The sequence below is a fragment of the Flavobacterium sp. LM4 genome (assembly GCF_002017935.1).
GTDB classification, from domain to species: domain Bacteria; phylum Bacteroidota; class Bacteroidia; order Flavobacteriales; family Flavobacteriaceae; genus Flavobacterium; species Flavobacterium chungangense.
Genome location: NZ_MUFW01000001.1, coordinates 2469814 through 2485962, shown reverse-complemented (window position 1 = coordinate 2485962; position 16149 = coordinate 2469814). Strand labels below are relative to the sequence as shown.

The following is a 16149-nucleotide window of genomic DNA, read 5'->3' as shown; positions in this document are numbered from 1 at the left end:
ACTTAAAAAAAAAAGACTCTTTTCAGAGTCTTTCTAATTTTATATTTAATCAAATTTTGACTTTTGCTCGATTTTTGGCCAAGAGTTGTTGGTTACATCAATATCAGCGGTCAATAATTTCGGGTCTATCTGAATGCTTTTGACAGGTTTTTCAGTTGCATACACTTTTTTGGCTGATTCATTGCCTTTTCTCCATATTTGTGCAGGATACTGATAATTGTCTTTTGTACCGTCTTCATAGGTAATTTCAACCAAAATTGGCATAATCATTCCGCCTGGTTTATTGAATTCTACTTCGTAGAAATATTTAGGCGATTTAATGCTTGCTTTTTCCTCTGCCGTAAAAGTCTGATCTACATAATCAGCCAAAGGCTTAAAATCTTCTACTTTTAAAGCCTTTTTCTTAGATTCCTCTACTTCTGTATTATCACCTGCCACTAAATAAACAAAAGGTCCTTTTTCGTACCCGAAACGTCCTTTTCTAACTTTGACATCTTTGATATCTGCAGTTGGAGTTTCTGAAACATAATATTGCTTTACCTCTTTGATTCCGATATCTACAAAGTCAGTTGAATAAAACCACCCTCTCCAAAACCAGTCTAAATCTACTGCAGAAGCATCTTCCATCGTTCTGAAGAAATCTTCCGGAGTTGGATGTTTAAATTTCCATCTGTTTGCATAGGTTTTAAAAGCATAATCAAACAATTCTCTTCCCATCACTACTTCTCTTAAAATATTAAGTCCTGTAGCCGGTTTTCCGTACGCATTATTCCCAAATTGATGAATGGTTTCAGAATTAGACATAATGGGTTCCAAAAACTTCTGGTCTCCGCTCATGTACGGAACAATATTTTTTGCAGGTCCGCGTCTTGAAGGGAACTTTGGATCCAATTCCTGTTCCGCCAGATATTCTAAAAATGAATTTAAACCCTCATCCATCCAGGTCCACTGACGTTCATCAGAATTTACAATCATCGGAAAGAAAGTGTGCCCAACTTCGTGGATTACAACACCAATCATTCCGTTTTTTACTTCTTTGCTTGTTACACCATTTTCGTCAGGACGACCAAAATTCCAGCAAATCATAGGATATTCCATTCCCTGATCTTCTGCAGAAACGGATACTGCTTTTGGATATGGATAATCAAATGTATGTGACGAATAACTTTTTAAAGTATGGGCAACTGTCATAGTTGAAGTTTCTCCCCAAAGCGGGTTTGCTTCTTTTGGATAAACAGATTCAGCCATTACTATTTTTCCACCCAATTTTACAGCCATTGCATCGTAAATGAATTTTCTTGAAGAGGCAATTCCAAAATCACGTACGTTTTTTGCACTGAACTTCCATGTTTTTTTCTTTTCAGAGAAACCTTTTTCAGCAGCTTCTGCTTCTGCCTGTGTAACAATTACAACCGGTTTATCAAATGATTTTTGAGCCTGTTCATAACGTTTTACCTGTTCTGCCGTAAAAACTTCAGCTCTGTTGGTCAATTCTCCCGTAGCATCAATAATATGATCAGCAGGAACTGTAATATTTACATCAAAATTTCCAAAAGGAAGTGCAAATTCCCCGCTTCCCCAAAATTGCATATTTTGCCATCCTTCAACGTCATTGTAAACTGCCATTCTTGGATAAAACTGGGCTATTACATATAATTTATTACCGTCTTTTTCAAACAACTCATAACCGGAACGTCCGCCTTCTTTTCTGTAATTATTGATGTTATACCACCATTTTACAGACAATGAAATCTTTTCTCCATGTTTTAAAGGCGAAACCAGATTAATACGCATCATGGTTTCATTGATGGTGTAGGACATCGGATTTCCTTTAGCGTCTTTTACATATTCGATATTAAAACCGCGTTCTAAATCTTTCTTTAGATATTTACCCGAAAAACCCTCCAAAGGCAAGACCTGATTAATTTTCTCTCCTTCGGCCAAAGCAGATTGTGTATTGGCTTTAGCCTGATTTTGATCCAGTTGAATCCATAAATACTCTAAACTGTCAGGTGAATTATTTGTGTAAGTAATCGTTTCAGATCCGCTTAATCTTGAGTTTTTATCATCCAGATCAATATCAATCTTGTAGTCTGCCTGCTGTTGATAATAAGCAGGACCCGGGGCTCCTGATGCCGTACGAAACATATTTGGCGTAGCCATCAAGTCATACATCTGGCTAAACTTGTTTGTATCATACTTTCCCTGTTGTTTTGGAGCAACAGTGGTATTTTTCTCCTGAGCCATTAGCACAGCAGGAAAAAGCAATAGTAATGAAAGTCTTTTCATAAATATTTTTTGGAGTTTTTGAAGCCGTGAAAATAGGAATTAAAACAACAATTTTACCCGTTCATTAATACTTTAACACTTCTTTCTTTGAAGATTCTGTAAAAAGCACACTTCTTTTAGTTCCATATGCTGAAATATGTGTAATGTTTTGCTGTTCAGCATTCCAATCAACTAAAACTGTATTTGAAATTTCTAATACTTTAAATTTCTCTACAGCAGTAATTCTGGAATAACAAACCAAAACATCATCGGATTCGAGTTCTTTTGATAAAAAAGTAATAGGTTTTAGCTGACCATTTATTTTTATATTAAAATTTTCTGAAAGGTATCTTTTTAATAAATCAATATCAGCCTGAGTTTCCTTATCAGTAGCCAGAAAGGTCTTTTTATTGTATTTTTTTTCTATCCCCTTATTCAGATCATCAACAAATATTCTAGAGGTAATTTGAATCATTTTTTTTTCAGTCGAATAACTAACCTGAAAAACTCCCATGTAGAATTTATGGAATGCAAATGCAGACAGGGATAAAAATAATATTCCAATTAAGGAATAAAGGAGATTCTTTTTCATTTCTGTTTCACCACAACCTTTTTGAAATCTTTATTTTTATTAATCATAAAATCCATCAGTTCAAATTTTTGATCTGTTTTTAAATGTCTTTTAGACTCTGAATCATTCGAACAGTACATCAAAAACAAATCGATTTCATCTTCTTTCAGCCCTAATGTCTTTATATAAAAATCAGGTGTAAAATTATCTTTCGAATATTCAACAAAAGCGATGTCACTTATCACTTCCTCTTCAACTTCTTTATCTTTTCGAAGCAGCTTTTTAACATCTTTAAAAATTCGGACAAAATCAGTTCCGTATTTAATCGTCTGATTTGAATACATTGCCGTGTTTTTAGCAGTTGATTGTTTGTCGTCTTCAAATTGCATATCAACAAAACGCTGCGAACCACCATCCAAAGAATTAATTTTTAAGTCTTTATGAACCAAAACTTCTTTTAACTCAATATTGACTAAATCTAAAGGGATAAATAAAAGCGTTTCCGCACAGTCTTTTTCTGTTAAAACAATTTTTTTAGACTGAAACGCCAAACCCGTAAACAATAGAGTGTCTTTTGGTCTTGCTAAAAGATCAAACAATCCTTTTGGACCAATGTAAGTTCTTATTTTAGCATTTATATTCATCACATAACCTGTCTCTATTGGAAGAGAACTGTTAACTACCTGGCCGTGTAAAGTTTTTCTCGAATTAGTTTGTCCCACTACAAATTGACAAAACAAACACAGTACAAATATTCCTAATTTATTTTTCATACTCTATAATTGTTAGATATTCCTGCGCCAAACGAGTTATCAAAAACATACTCATTGTTTTGTTCTTAGTATCCAAAGATACAGCAAATTCAGGATTATCCACACAGTAAAGCTGAAATCCTTTTATATGTTCTAACGGAATTTTAAGACGATCCGTGTAATATGCTTCCTCAAAAAGATATTCCAACTTCTTAAAAAGGGTTTCTTTTTTCTCAACTTTAACCTCCTTTTTTAACATCTTAGTTCTTCCAGAAATTGCATTTATTACTTTATCAACAGAAGTCGATGTTGCTGTACGAAGCTTTCTTTCAGCCGGAGTGTATTTTTTTTGTCCATGTGGAATAATCCCGAGATTTTCAGCTGTGATATTAGCATTATCATTTACAACTACTTCTTTTAGCTCAATTTGTTTTGCTGTCATTTTTATTACAAGCGAACTTGAATTTATATCATCAGCAGTAATGCGGCGCTTTAAAGGCTCTAAATTTACTGATGAAAAAACCAGAACATCTCCTGATTTTACCACAATAGAAAACATTCCATTTACATCTGAAACAGTAGTAATTTGTGTGTTATTATTAATAATATTTACACCCTCCACAGAAGTAGACTGCTCAAAAATTTGTCCAAAAATTTCTCTTGAAACTTTATTTTGCCCAAGACAAATTTGAACAAAAAAAAACAAGATTATATATAAGGTATTATTTGTTTTCAATAGCAATTATCTCTTTGTATTTAACAGCCAATTCTCCTAATAAAAATTCTGTCGAAGTTTTATTTTTAGAATTTAAAATAGCTGTAAATTTATCATTTTCTACCACATAATACTCAAATCCTTTTACATATTCAAGAGGAATTTTTAGTTTGTTTACAAAATGATCCAATGTAAATAAATTTTCTAAAAGCCGCATGTAAGACTCTTTTTTCTCTACAGCAACTTCCTTTTTCAACATTGCCGTGCGCCCTGAAAAGAAATTCAATAAAGGATCAACAGAAATAGAACCTCCAGCCATTGTTCCTGCATTTGCAGTAGGATTTAATGCCGTAGCTGTGTGCAACTTTCTCTCAGCCTCTGTATAGCTTTTTTGTCCCGAAGGAATAATACCCAAAGCAACAGCATTAATATTATCGTATCGTTTTACAATTACCTCCTGCAATTGATACATGAGGAGATTTAATTTTACAGTATAATTAAGGTCTGAAAAATTTTCAGGCGTCAATAGCACCCGGTTTTCCTTAAATTGAATTGACGAAAAAACAAGTGTATCTCCACTTCTGGCCTTTATAGAAAATGATCCATCTGCAGTAGTTGTTACCATTACTTCAGTTTGCGCATTCACCACATATACTCCTTCCAAATCATTTGTGTTTGAATTAATCCTTCCGTTTAAAACAATACGTTCCTGATTCTGAGACCAAACAACCTGACTCAAAAACACTACTACTAAACAGATAATTTTATCAATCAAAATCAAAAAATTAGAATTACTCTTAAAAATGTAAAAATATCCTAATGTGTTCCAAATTTAATACTAACAGCATGGTAAAAATATGTTAATTTAAAAAGGCTTTTAACAACAGAACAGGCTTTTCAATACCTTTATCCTTAAACAATCAGAGTTTCTAATTTTATGAAAAACATCATTATTGCAAGCACCTCTACACTACATGAAGGCCGTTATTTAGAATATTTGCTACCTGTATTGCAATCGCATTTTAAAAATTGTTCAACTATCTTATTCATCCCCTATGCCCGTCCTGGCGGAATTTCGCATGATGAATATACTCAAAAAGCAGCTTCAGTTTTTCAAACTATCAACATTTCAGTAAAAGGAATTCATGAATTTGAAGATCCTGAAACAGCTTTAAAAAACGCTGAAGGAATATTTACTGGAGGAGGAAATACTTTTTTACTGGTTACTCAATTATACAGAAATAATATTATGCAGATTCTTTCTGAAACGGTAAAAAACGGAATACCTTATTTAGGAACCAGTGCCGGAAGCAATATTTGCGGTCTTTCAATGCAAACCACAAACGACATGCCTATAGTATACCCTCCTAGTTTTCAGACATTAGGATTAATTCCTTTTAATCTAAACCCTCATTATTTAGATCCTGATTTACAATCCAAACACATGGGAGAAACCCGCGAAACAAGAATAAAAGAGTTTCATGCTTTTAATACTATTCCGGTTTTAGGATTAAGAGAAGGCAGCTGGCTTGAAGTAAAAGGAGAAAAAATTACTTTAAAAGGAAATCTATCAGCCCGTTTATTTCTACAGAATCAACAGCCAACTGAGTTAAATCCCGAAAGCGACCTTAGTAATTTAAAATAACCTAAAAACAAAAAATCCTCAAACAAATTGTTTGAGGATTTCGAAGAGCGAAAGACGAGGCTCGAACTCGCGACAACCAGCTTGGAAGGCTGGAGCTCTACCAACTGAGCTACTTTCGCATTAACAGGGTGCAAATATAAAAAAATAAATCTTTTAAAAAAATAAAAAACAAATTATTTACATTTTAAATCTAAACCTAAGTTTTGATTAGAGCGAAAGACGAGGCTCGAACTCGCGACAACCAGCTTGGAAGGCTGGAGCTCTACCAACTGAGCTACTTTCGCATTACTGTGGTGCAAATATAAAAAATAAGTAAGGTTTAAAACAAGCTTTTTTTGAAAAAAAATAAATTAAAAATCACTATTTTTAGTAATCTATTTAAAATTAAAATGTTATAGCTTTGTTTTTTTATTCAGAACATGACATTAATTAAAGAAATATCTGCACAGGAAGCCATTATTGTAAGACATCCTGTACTTCGAAAAGAAAAATCCATCGAAACCTGCATTTTTGATGGGGATGATTTAGAAACAACACATCACTTCGGATTATTTAAAAATTCAAATTTAACAGGAATAATTTCGTTATTCCTAAAAAGCAATCCTATCTTTGCAGAAATTTTTCAGGTCCAAATTCGTGGAATGGCTATTTTAGAATCACACCAAAAAAAAGGTTTTGGAGAGAAACTAATAATACATTGTGAAGAATATTGTATATCAAACCAATTCGATTTGATATGGTTTAATGCAAGAACAGTCGCTGTTGGATTCTATAAAAAACTGGGATATAAAATCAAGGGAAATCCGTTTGAAATCCCAAATATTGGAGAACATTATTTAATGTACAAAAAAATATAAAATGAATAAACTTTACTTTCTGTTGATACTGTGTTTCTTTATAAGCTGCAAAAAGAACCAAAAAGACGCACTTCCAAAAATAAAAAAAGCTTTACCTGCCATAGTAATTACAGATGCAAGAACTGTTGACATAGATACTGCACTTATAAACGCTTATAAAAGTGAAACATTAAAACAATTTTATCTTTCATCTGACAATAAAACCATTTGGGGAAATCTAAAAAAAAGAACTTATATTTTATCGCAACTAAAAAAATCAGAAGATTTAGGTTTAAATCCAAATGATTATCGCGTAAAGAAAATGGATGTTTACGAGAATCAAATCAATAAATTAAGCAGCAAACAACTAGCCGAATATGATTTGCTGCTGACTCATAATTTTGAAAAATATGTTACCCATTTATACGAAGGAAAACTAAACCCCAAATTTTTATATCGGGACTGGGCACTTGAAGACAAGGATTTAGACATTAACACTGCATTAGTAAAAAGTTTCAATCACAATACTTTGGATAGTTTAGTTAAAAATATCCAGCCTAAATCGGAAACTTATAAACAATTACTAAAAGCCTTAAAACTTATCAATAGTTTTCCTGACGACCCTATTAGTACTATTGAATCAAAAGAAAAAATAGTACTGCATGATACTAATCGCGCATTAATCAATATTAAAAAAAGACTTTTATATTGGAATGATATGTCAGGTAAAGACAGCTTAACGGCTATCTACGACAATAAAACATTTGAATCTATGAAAAAATTCCAATCCCGTCACGGTTTAGTTCCGGATGGTGTCATTGGAGCCAGCACTATTCATCACCTAAACTTTTCTAAAGAAAAAAGAAAACATCAGATTATTGCCAATTTAGAGCGCTGGAGATGGTATCCGAATGAATTTGCTGAAAATTATTTTATAGTAAACATTCCTGATTTTAGTTTGCATGTTGTAGAAAATAAGGATACAACTGCTGTTAGAAATGTTGTTGTTGGAACCAGTAAAAGAAAAACACCGGTTTTAACCTCTACTCTTAAAAGCATCGTTTTTAATCCAACATGGACTGTTCCTCCTACTATTTTAAAGGAAGATGTGGTTCCTGCAATGAAACGAAACAGAAATTATTTGAAAAACAAAAACATCACCATTTATGATAGCGCCGGACACGAAGTCGATCCTGCAAACTGGAACATAAATAAACCCCGCAGCTACAGGTATATTCAAAAACCAGGTTATTATAACTCACTTGGATTAATAAAAATTATGTTTCCTAACAATTATAGTGTTTACTTACACGACACCAATCACCGAAATTATTTCGAAAGAAGTAATCGTTCTTTGAGTTCCGGCTGCGTACGTGTTGAAAACCCATTAGAATTGGCACAGCATATTTTAGATGATTCTAAAAACTGGTCAAAAGATAAAATTGACACCATAATTGCCCGTAAAAAAACAACAAGCATTAAGATTACCAAAAAATATAAATTATATCAATGGTATTGGACTGCCTGGAGTAGAAAAAATCAATTGATTTTCAGATATGATGTTTATGATCTCGATGAAGATTTGTATTCTAAATTACGAAATTAGTTGCTCCATAGGAAAACTTCGCGAAGGGTGATAGATATACAAACATGATTTACCCTTTATGGCCTGAATAATTTCATCTGTCATTTCAACGGGAATTGCCGGACATCCCTGACTTCTTCCTAATCTTTTGTGATCTCTGATAAACGATTCAGAAACATAATCGGCTCCATGCATGACAACGCCTCTGTTACGAGCCTGATCATTTATTCCTTTTTCTAAACCATCTAAGCGTAATGAAATACCATGTTTTCCCTGATAAATTTCTCCGGTACTATAAAACCCTAAGCTGCTTTTAAAAGATGAACTAACATTTGAAAATGCTGAAGCAAACTCTTCACCGGTATTTCTGCCGTGCGCTACAAGAGATTGAAATAAAATAGTATGGGTCGATAAATCAATAACCCACAGACGTTTTAAGTTTGATGACAAACTAAAATCAACCAGAGTTAAAATATCTTTTTGAATAAAACCTTTTTCTTTCAATAAGTAAAAACCTTTCAAGGCTTCCGTAAAAGTTTTTAGTTCAGGAAGAATAAAACTATTCGTATTTAATGTGTTATAAATATTTTCAATCTTCGCATCAATAGCCAGTTTTTCAACTTTAGCAATGTTGCGTACTGTTACTTCTTTAGCTTCAGTGTTATTTTTAGTATCTGTACCAAAAGACAAAAACAAAAATAAAATTGCGGGATAAATCTTATAAATCATTGATTTCGTTTAGATTACACTTCTTTTGAGGTTTGACAAATTTATACTTTATTTGTAATTACAAAAATTAATATCACTAAATTAGGTGATATTTGTTCAAACTTTAACACTAAATCGCAAAAAAAGTTAAATTAAGCTAAATATATCATTTTTTTTTGCAGGAATTTACCTTGTTTCATAAACATAATTCATTATTTTAAAAACAAATTGAATTGTTTTTAAAACCTAATTAATATGAAATCAAAACCTTAGTAATATTTTTGTATCTAAAAAACGTATAAATCACTAAAACTATTTAGTTAACATAAAATACTATTCAACTACTACAGAATCTCAAACCTGTCTGCATTAATTTTAAAAAACAAAGCTTTCTTCAATTAAATTATTATTTTTTTGCACTGTTCATTTTATAAAACATAATTGTCACAATCGTTTCTTGCCTGTTTTATAAATGGTTTATCTTTGCCAAAAACTAAAAACCATGAATAAAAAAGTAATCCTTATGATTTTAGACGGTTGGGGAAAATCTCCTGACCCTAAAGTATCTGCAATAGACAATGCAAATGTTCCTTTTATAAATAGCCTTTACCAAAATTACCCAAGCGCACAACTTCGTACCGACGGATTAAACGTTGGCTTACCCGAAGGACAAATGGGAAACAGCGAAGTTGGACATATGAACCTGGGTGCCGGAAGAATCGTTTATCAGGATTTAGCCAAAATAAATTTAGCAGTAGCACATCAGACACTTGCCAAAGAGCAAGTTTTGGTTGATGCTTTTACTTATGCTAAAGAAAACAATAAAAAAGTACACTTTTTAGGATTAGTATCTGATGGAGGCGTACACTCTCATACCTCACACTTACGCGGGCTTATCGACGCTTCTCAGGAATATGGTTTAGAAAATGTATTCGTTCACGCCTTTACAGACGGACGTGATGTCGATCCAAAATCAGGTGCCAAATATATTCAGGATTTAGAAAACCATATTAAAGATACTACTGTAAAAATCGCCTCAATTGTTGGACGTTATTATGCAATGGACCGTGATAAACGCTGGGAGCGTGTAAAACTGGCTTATGATTTGGTTGTAAATGCAATAGGAACTCCGTCAAAAAATGCTGTCGCGAGTATTCTTGAAAGCTATTCAAAAGATGTAACCGATGAATTTATTGCACCAATCGTAATGGTTGATGAAGAAGAAAAACCATTAGCAACAATTGTCGAAGGCGATGTTGTGATTTTCTTCAATTTCAGAACCGACAGAGGCCGTGAACTTACAGAAGCCCTTTCTCAACAAGATTTCCACGAGCAGAACATGCACAAATTGAACTTGTATTATGTTACGCTTACCAACTATGACGAAACTTATTTAAATGTAAAAGTTGTTTACAATAAAGATAATATCACTGAAACCCTTGGTGAAGTTTTAGAAAAAGCCGGCAAGAAACAAATTCGAATTGCTGAAACAGAAAAATATCCGCACGTAACTTTTTTCTTTTCCGGAGGAAGAGAAGTACCTTTTGAAGGAGAATCACGTATTTTAAGAAATTCTCCAAAAGTGGCCACTTACGATTTACAGCCTGAAATGAGTGCATATGAATTAACAGATGCCCTTGTTCCTGAATTAAACAAAGGTGAAGTAGATTTTGTTTGTTTAAACTTTGCTAACGGTGATATGGTTGGACATACCGGAATCATGGAAGCAGCAATTAAAGCTTGTGAGGCTGTTGATGCCTGCGCAAAACAAGTTATTGAAACTGCTCTTGAAAACAATTACACCACCATTGTAATTGCCGATCACGGTAACTGCGAAACGATGATCAACCCTGATGGAAGCCCAAATACAGCGCACACAACAAATCCGGTGCCGATTATTTTGGTTGACAAGGAGTTAAAAAACATCCAAAATGGTGTTTTAGGCGATATTGCCCCTACTATTTTAGAATTGATGGGTGTTCCACAGCCTGAAGCAATGACTTGTCATTCATTACTATAGAAAACCACTTTTTTTAATAGAAGAGAGACAAGTTTTAGGATTTGTCTCTCTTTGCTTTTATTTACATTACAAAATAATGGTAGGTACATTCAACTCCATATATTATAAGTCCGATAAATCCGCCCACTAAAGTTCCGTTGATTCTGATGTACTGAAGGTCTTTTCCGATTTCAAGTTCTAATTTTTCAGAAACCTCTTTTCCATCCCAACTTTTCACAGTTGAAGAAATTAAATCCCCAATTACCTTTTTATTATTCAGAAGAACAGAAAGCAAATCGTTTTTAATAAAATTATTGATTTTATCAACCATTGTCGAATCTTCTTTGAGTCCGTTTCCAAAATTCTGAATCAAACCGGCAATGTTTTTTCGGATTGAAGATTCCTCACCTTTCTCTAAATCATTTGTAATTGATAATTTTATTTCATCCCAGATCCCGTTAATGTAATCCTGAACTTCTGTTTTTCCGGCAAAACCAACAATCAGATTATTGATTTTGATTCGCATTTCTTCCGAGTTCTTTACCTTATTCAGGAAATCAGAAATGTATTCATCTATTTTAATTCTAACTGCGCTCTCCGGATTTTTGGCTTCATCAAGAAACTCCTGCAAGCCATTAAAAATACCTTCCGAAATGCTTTTATCAGCAAGGCCAAAACTCAAAAAAGGGGTAGATTGTTTTACTTTCTTTCTAATTAAGTCTTTATTTTCGCTTAATTCGGCACTCATCACTTCAAGAAGATTATTCAATAATTGGTCTTTTACATTCCCTTTTTGCAAAGGTTCAAATGCCAGCGCCACCCAGTCTCCGAAATTAATTGCTTCAAGTTTTTCTTTAAACTGTACCTGAATGAATCGCTTTATATCTTCATCTTTTATCGTTTTTAAAACCCCCGGAATAATATTTAGAGTTATAGCATCTGCAACTTTATTGGCATTTTCATCCTGCGAAAGCCAATCAGATGCTTTAGAGGCAAAATTGAATTCATCTAACTTAATTTCCAGCTTTTCACGATTCAGAAATTCTTCAGAAACAAAATTGCCGAGATTTTCACCAATCTCATTTTTTTTGGTCGGAATAATTGCCGTATGCCAAATCGGAATTCCCATCGGATGGCGAAACAAGGCTACAACTGCAAACCAATCCGCAATTCCGCCCACCATTGCTGCTTCGCTAAACGCCTGCAGCATAGGGATTTTAAAATAAATGGCAATTATAAACAACAGAACTGCCACGCCCAAAAGTGCCAAAGCATTTCGCTTCATTTTCCTAAGAGCGTTTACTTTATCAATATCCTGATCTGTAATAGTTTTCATGATTAATAAGGTTTTACTACTAATTTATGTCTTTTTTCTGAAATGCTCTTTTAAAAAAATGTTAGAATTGAAAAGAAACTTTGATTTTTAGATAAATTATTGAAATTTCAGTTCTAATTAATTTCAAAATCAACTTAAAAAAAATAAGATTAAAATTGTACTTTTGCGAACTGAAAATCTGAAAAATATGATTATCCAAAAAACCCGTGAGGAAATAGAATTAATGCGCGAAAGCGCTTTGATCGTATCGAAAACATTAGGAATGATTGCTTCTGAAATCAAAGAAGGAGTCACTACATTATATCTTGACAAATTAGCCGAGGAATTCATTCGCGATCACGGTGCTGTTCCAAGCTTTCTTGGTTTGTACGATTTTCCGAATTCGCTTTGCATGAGTCCGAATGCTCAGGTTGTTCACGGAATTCCGAATAATACGCCTTTACAGAATGGTGATGTTATTTCTGTAGATTGCGGTGCTTTCAAAAATGGATATCATGGAGATCATGCCTATAGTTTTGAAATTGGAGAAGTTGCACCGGAAACCAAAAAGCTTTTGCAGGTAACCAAAGAATCTCTTTACGTAGGAATCAGGGAATTTAAAGCCGGAAACCGTGTTGAAGATGTTGGAAATGCCATTCAAAAATATACTGAATCTCACGGATACGGAGTTGTCCGTGAATTAGTTGGACACGGATTAGGTCAAAAAATGCATGAAGCTCCGGAAATGCCGAATTATGGTAAAAAAGGAAGAGGAAAACTTTTCGTTGAAGGAATGGTGGTTGCCATTGAACCTATGATCAACATGGGGACAAAAAATATCAAACAGCTTAAAGATGGCTGGACAATCCTGACTGCTGACGGTAAACCAAGTGCCCATTTCGAACATGATGTTGCTTTAATTGACGGAAAGCCGGAAATTTTATCGACTTTCTATTACATTTACAAAGCATTAGGAATCGAAAGCAATGAAGAAGATGAATTTAGAAAAGTGCCTTTAGTTTTATAAGTTATTCCACAGAGATTCACAGAGACCATTTACTAATACATAACACTAATATTTTAGTAGAGAATAATATTTTTAATTTATTAAATTTAAAAATAACTACTTTTATAAAAATATAGTATCTAATGAAAATAAAACTCCAAAATATTGGAATTATTGAAGAAGTAAACATTAACATTGAGGGGATTACTCTTATTGCAGGTCAAAATGACTCTGGAAAAAGTACTGTTGGAAAAGTTTTATACTCTATAATTAAAGGATTCAACCAAAATATTAATCTTTTTCAAGATGAAAAAAATAGTCGAGTTATATATAGATATCAAGACATTTTAAAAGAATTAAAAAAAAATGAATCCATAGATATTACAGAATTTCAAATAAAAGAAATCAGTTCTGAATGGCTTGAAAAAATTGAAAAAACAATACAACTTGAATCAATAAACGAGGATTCAAGAAAAGCCCTTTCAGACTCTCTGAGAATGCTAAAAAAATATTTCTATGTTGACTTCAATACAATTGAACAAAAGAAAGATGAAATAACAAATTGGCTTCGATCAGAAATAGCAACACTTCACAACGTATTTAAAACTTCTGAAACAATTTCAAAAATTGAAATTGAAGATTTAGAAGGCAATGCTACAATTGAACAATGGTATAAGGATAGAGACTTTATATTTATAAATCTAGATAATAATTTAGAAACATATTTGAAAGATGTCTACTTTATTGAAAGCCCATCAATCGTAGATGAATCCTTACAAAGATTTGTTGGGAAAGACGGCGCACAACTTTACTCGAGAAATAGACAAGAAGAACTAGCAAAATCTTTATCAAATCCATTAACAAATACTACATCAGATTATTCTAAAATATACAAAGAAATTTCTGAAATAATTAATGGAGAAATTACTATAGATTTACTCCAAGGAGTAAGATATAAAAAAAACAAACAAGATTTAAACATTAAAAATACTGCTGTTGGTATAAAAAGTTTTGGGCTGATTCAATTATTATTAAAAAATAATAGATTAAACAATAGAACTTTATTAATAATTGACGAGCCTGAAGTTCATCTACATCCAACTTGGCAAGTAAAATACGCAGAAATCCTTGTAAAACTTTCAAAAGATTTTGACATTCCAATGTTACTAACTTCACATAGTCCATATTTTATAGAAGCCATTGAAGCATATTCAAAAAAATATAATCATGAGAAATCTACTAATTTTTATTTCTCTAAAAAAAATGAAGATGGGTTATCCTCAAGTATTATCGATGTAACGAAAGACATATCTCCTATTTTAAGCTCAATTTCTGAAGCATTTTATAAAATCCAAGACATAAACGATGAGGTTTAATGATATTCAAGAACATTTTGAGAACTATGTACTTAAGAAAACATTAAAAGAAATCTCATGGTACGAAATAAAAGAAAAAACCATAATAAACAATATAGAAGAAGAAATTACAATCACTAAATCTCTTATAAACTCAACAAAACTTAGCTTTGATTTTGATGAAATTAATAAAACGATAAAAACGTCAGATACTGTTTATTTTAAAGACGAAAAAGTAATTTTTGTTGAATTTAAAAGTGGTGGTATCAAGAAAATTGATTTTAGACTAAAAGCAACAGAAAGTATAATATCATTTTACAATTATATATACAACAAGGGTTTTACTGAAAACATGTGTTTCCCTAATAGTATTTTTCAAATATATTTTGTTTACAACACAAATTCTAGTCCAGCAGCTAAAGTTACTTTTTCAGCAGTAGAGAGAGAATTAACATCTGAATACAAACACCTATTTTCAAAACTAAAAGTGATTGACAACGATCGATTTCAAAGAATATTTAGAATCTAATGAAAAAATTATTTAAATTAGTACTTAATACAATCCCCCGCCCATTATTAATTCGTTTGAGTTATGTGGTGCGACCAATTTTAGCTTTATCGTTAAGAGGAAGCAAATTTACCGATCCTATTGACGGAAAAAGCTTTAAGTCGTTTTTGCCTTACGGATATGGAAAACAACGTAATAATGTGCTTTCGCCAAGCACACTTTCTCTAGAAAGACACCGTTTGCTTTGGCTGTATTTAAACGATCAGACCGATTTTTTTACAGCACCGAAAAAAGTATTGCATTTTGCTCCGGAACAGGCATTTTACAAAAGATTCCGCAAGCAGAAAAATCTGGATTATACAACAACCGATCTACTTTCGCCTTTGGCAGATGTAAAAGCAGACATTTGTAATTTGCCTTTCAAAGACAATGAATATGACGTTATTTTGTGTAATCACGTTTTAGAACATATTCCGGACGATACCAAAGCGATGCAGGAATTATTCCGAGTTTTAAAACCAGGCGGAATGGCAGTTTTGCAAATTCCACAGGATTTATCCCGCGAAGTTACGTTTGCAGACGATTCGATTACAGATCAAAAAGAGCGTGCTAAAATCTTCGGACAATACGATCACGTTCGTGTGTATGGGCGCGATTATTTCGATAAACTGAGAAGTATAGGTTTTATTGTTATCGAAGAAGATTACACGAATAAAATTGCACCAGAGTTGGTTGAGAAATACTGTTTGGCAAAAGGCGAAATTATTCCGCTTTGCTTTAAACAGGAAAACTAATTTTTTTTTCACCATATAAGTGATATAAGTTCATTTAAAAAAGCGTTTTCAAAATAGAAATAATTTGAAAACGCTTTTTTTTAGCACAATTC

The 16149-nt window shown here is 32.7% G+C and carries 15 protein-coding genes and 2 tRNA genes; 8 read left to right on the top strand and 9 right to left on the bottom strand.

Annotated elements, in window-relative coordinates; all coding sequences use genetic code 11:
- Positions 1-45: 45 nt before the first annotated feature.
- The 5 genes from BXU10_RS11110 to BXU10_RS11090 all read right to left on the bottom strand — a co-directional run bounded on the left by BXU10_RS11110 (position 46) and on the right by BXU10_RS11090 (position 5081).
- The gene (locus BXU10_RS11110) at positions 46-2289 is read right to left on the bottom strand and encodes a M1 family metallopeptidase (protein ID WP_078227390.1); all 2244 of its coding nucleotides are present in this window, start codon (positions 2287-2289) and stop codon (positions 46-48) included.
- A 64-nt stretch (positions 2290-2353) separates the two neighbouring features.
- The gene (locus tag BXU10_RS11105) at positions 2354-2860 is read right to left on the bottom strand and encodes a DUF6702 family protein (RefSeq protein ID WP_078227389.1); all 507 of its coding nucleotides are present in this window, start codon (positions 2858-2860) and stop codon (positions 2354-2356) included.
- Entirely contained in the window at positions 2857-3612 is a 756-nt protein-coding gene (locus BXU10_RS11100; protein ID WP_078227388.1) for a hypothetical protein, read from the bottom strand. The genes BXU10_RS11105 and BXU10_RS11100 overlap by 4 nt, the downstream gene beginning before the upstream one ends.
- On the bottom strand, positions 3602-4327 hold the full coding sequence (locus BXU10_RS11095; RefSeq protein ID WP_078227972.1) for a carboxypeptidase-like regulatory domain-containing protein: 726 nt from the start codon (positions 4325-4327) through the stop codon (positions 3602-3604). The genes BXU10_RS11100 and BXU10_RS11095 overlap by 11 nt, the downstream gene beginning before the upstream one ends.
- The gene (locus BXU10_RS11090; RefSeq protein WP_078227973.1) at positions 4314-5081 is read right to left on the bottom strand and encodes a hypothetical protein; all 768 of its coding nucleotides are present in this window, start codon (positions 5079-5081) and stop codon (positions 4314-4316) included. The genes BXU10_RS11095 and BXU10_RS11090 overlap by 14 nt, the downstream gene beginning before the upstream one ends.
- Positions 5082-5243: 162 nt before the next feature.
- Between BXU10_RS11090 and pepE the strand changes: the two genes are divergently transcribed.
- Positions 5244-5951 carry a dipeptidase PepE gene (pepE, locus tag BXU10_RS11085; RefSeq protein ID WP_078227387.1) on the top strand — a complete coding sequence of 236 codons (708 nt, stop codon included), beginning with the start codon at positions 5244-5246 and terminating at the stop codon, positions 5949-5951.
- Positions 5952-5997: 46 nt separating this feature from the next.
- Here pepE and BXU10_RS11080 read toward each other — a convergent pair.
- Positions 5998-6070: transfer RNA gene (locus tag BXU10_RS11080), tRNA-Gly, on the bottom strand.
- 92 nt (positions 6071-6162) lie between these two features.
- Positions 6163-6235, bottom strand: a tRNA-Gly gene (locus tag BXU10_RS11075).
- Between the two features lie 135 nt (positions 6236-6370).
- Between BXU10_RS11075 and BXU10_RS11070 the strand changes: the two genes are divergently transcribed.
- Together BXU10_RS11070 and BXU10_RS11065 are read left to right on the top strand one after the other, a co-directional pair.
- Complete coding sequence (locus BXU10_RS11070) at positions 6371-6808, top strand: GNAT family N-acetyltransferase (RefSeq protein WP_078227386.1); 438 nt, start codon at positions 6371-6373, stop codon at positions 6806-6808.
- Position 6809: 1 nt separating this feature from the next.
- Entirely contained in the window at positions 6810-8393 is a 1584-nt protein-coding gene (locus BXU10_RS11065; protein ID WP_078227385.1) for a murein L,D-transpeptidase, read from the top strand.
- Here BXU10_RS11065 and BXU10_RS11060 read toward each other — a convergent pair.
- Positions 8382-9101: a murein L,D-transpeptidase catalytic domain family protein gene (locus tag BXU10_RS11060; RefSeq protein ID WP_078227384.1), complete on the bottom strand. Its 720-nt coding sequence runs from the start codon at positions 9099-9101 to the stop codon at positions 8382-8384. The genes BXU10_RS11065 and BXU10_RS11060 overlap by 12 nt on opposite strands.
- Before the next feature lie 481 nt (positions 9102-9582).
- On the opposite strand from BXU10_RS11060, the gene gpmI reads away from it, so the two are divergent.
- Positions 9583-11100 carry a 2,3-bisphosphoglycerate-independent phosphoglycerate mutase gene (gene gpmI, locus BXU10_RS11055; RefSeq protein WP_078227383.1) on the top strand — a complete coding sequence of 506 codons (1518 nt, stop codon included), beginning with the start codon at positions 9583-9585 and terminating at the stop codon, positions 11098-11100.
- Positions 11101-11161: 61 nt separating this feature from the next.
- Here the strand turns inward: gpmI and BXU10_RS11050 are convergent, their stop codons facing one another.
- Positions 11162-12415 (bottom strand): DUF445 domain-containing protein, encoded by a 1254-nt coding sequence (locus BXU10_RS11050; protein ID WP_078227382.1) that lies wholly within the window; start codon positions 12413-12415, stop codon positions 11162-11164.
- 187 nt (positions 12416-12602) lie between these two features.
- Between BXU10_RS11050 and map the strand changes: the two genes are divergently transcribed.
- The 4 genes from map to BXU10_RS11030 all read left to right on the top strand — a co-directional run bounded on the left by map (position 12603) and on the right by BXU10_RS11030 (position 16057).
- A complete protein-coding gene (gene map / locus BXU10_RS11045) occupies positions 12603-13421 on the top strand; it encodes a type I methionyl aminopeptidase (RefSeq protein ID WP_031454550.1) in 819 nt (272 codons plus the stop codon).
- Between the two features lie 122 nt (positions 13422-13543).
- A complete protein-coding gene (locus BXU10_RS11040) occupies positions 13544-14776 on the top strand; it encodes an AAA family ATPase (protein WP_078227381.1) in 1233 nt (410 codons plus the stop codon).
- Positions 14766-15284 carry a hypothetical protein gene (locus BXU10_RS11035; protein ID WP_078227380.1) on the top strand — a complete coding sequence of 173 codons (519 nt, stop codon included), beginning with the start codon at positions 14766-14768 and terminating at the stop codon, positions 15282-15284. The genes BXU10_RS11040 and BXU10_RS11035 overlap by 11 nt, the downstream gene beginning before the upstream one ends.
- The gene (locus tag BXU10_RS11030) at positions 15284-16057 is read left to right on the top strand and encodes a class I SAM-dependent methyltransferase (protein WP_078227379.1); all 774 of its coding nucleotides are present in this window, start codon (positions 15284-15286) and stop codon (positions 16055-16057) included. The genes BXU10_RS11035 and BXU10_RS11030 overlap by 1 nt, the downstream gene beginning before the upstream one ends.
- Positions 16058-16149 lie beyond the last annotated feature (92 nt).

Coding starts and splice junctions, on each gene's coding strand:
- BXU10_RS11110 (WP_078227390.1), bottom strand. CDS start 2,289: ATGAAAAGACTTTCATTACTATTGCTTTTTCCTGCTGTGCTAATGGCT.
- BXU10_RS11105 (WP_078227389.1), bottom strand. CDS start 2,860: ATGAAAAAGAATCTCCTTTATTCCTTAATTGGAATATTATTTTTATCC.
- BXU10_RS11100 (WP_078227388.1), bottom strand. CDS start 3,612: ATGAAAAATAAATTAGGAATATTTGTACTGTGTTTGTTTTGTCAATTT.
- pepE (WP_078227387.1), top strand. CDS start 5,244: ATGAAAAACATCATTATTGCAAGCACCTCTACACTACATGAAGGCCGT.
- BXU10_RS11070 (WP_078227386.1), top strand. CDS start 6,371: ATGACATTAATTAAAGAAATATCTGCACAGGAAGCCATTATTGTAAGA.
- BXU10_RS11065 (WP_078227385.1), top strand. CDS start 6,810: ATGAATAAACTTTACTTTCTGTTGATACTGTGTTTCTTTATAAGCTGC.
- BXU10_RS11060 (WP_078227384.1), bottom strand. CDS start 9,101: ATGATTTATAAGATTTATCCCGCAATTTTATTTTTGTTTTTGTCTTTT.
- gpmI (WP_078227383.1), top strand. CDS start 9,583: ATGAATAAAAAAGTAATCCTTATGATTTTAGACGGTTGGGGAAAATCT.
- BXU10_RS11050 (WP_078227382.1), bottom strand. CDS start 12,415: ATGAAAACTATTACAGATCAGGATATTGATAAAGTAAACGCTCTTAGG.
- map (WP_031454550.1), top strand. CDS start 12,603: ATGATTATCCAAAAAACCCGTGAGGAAATAGAATTAATGCGCGAAAGC.
- BXU10_RS11040 (WP_078227381.1), top strand. CDS start 13,544: ATGAAAATAAAACTCCAAAATATTGGAATTATTGAAGAAGTAAACATT.
- BXU10_RS11035 (WP_078227380.1), top strand. CDS start 14,766: ATGAGGTTTAATGATATTCAAGAACATTTTGAGAACTATGTACTTAAG.
- BXU10_RS11030 (WP_078227379.1), top strand. CDS start 15,284: ATGAAAAAATTATTTAAATTAGTACTTAATACAATCCCCCGCCCATTA.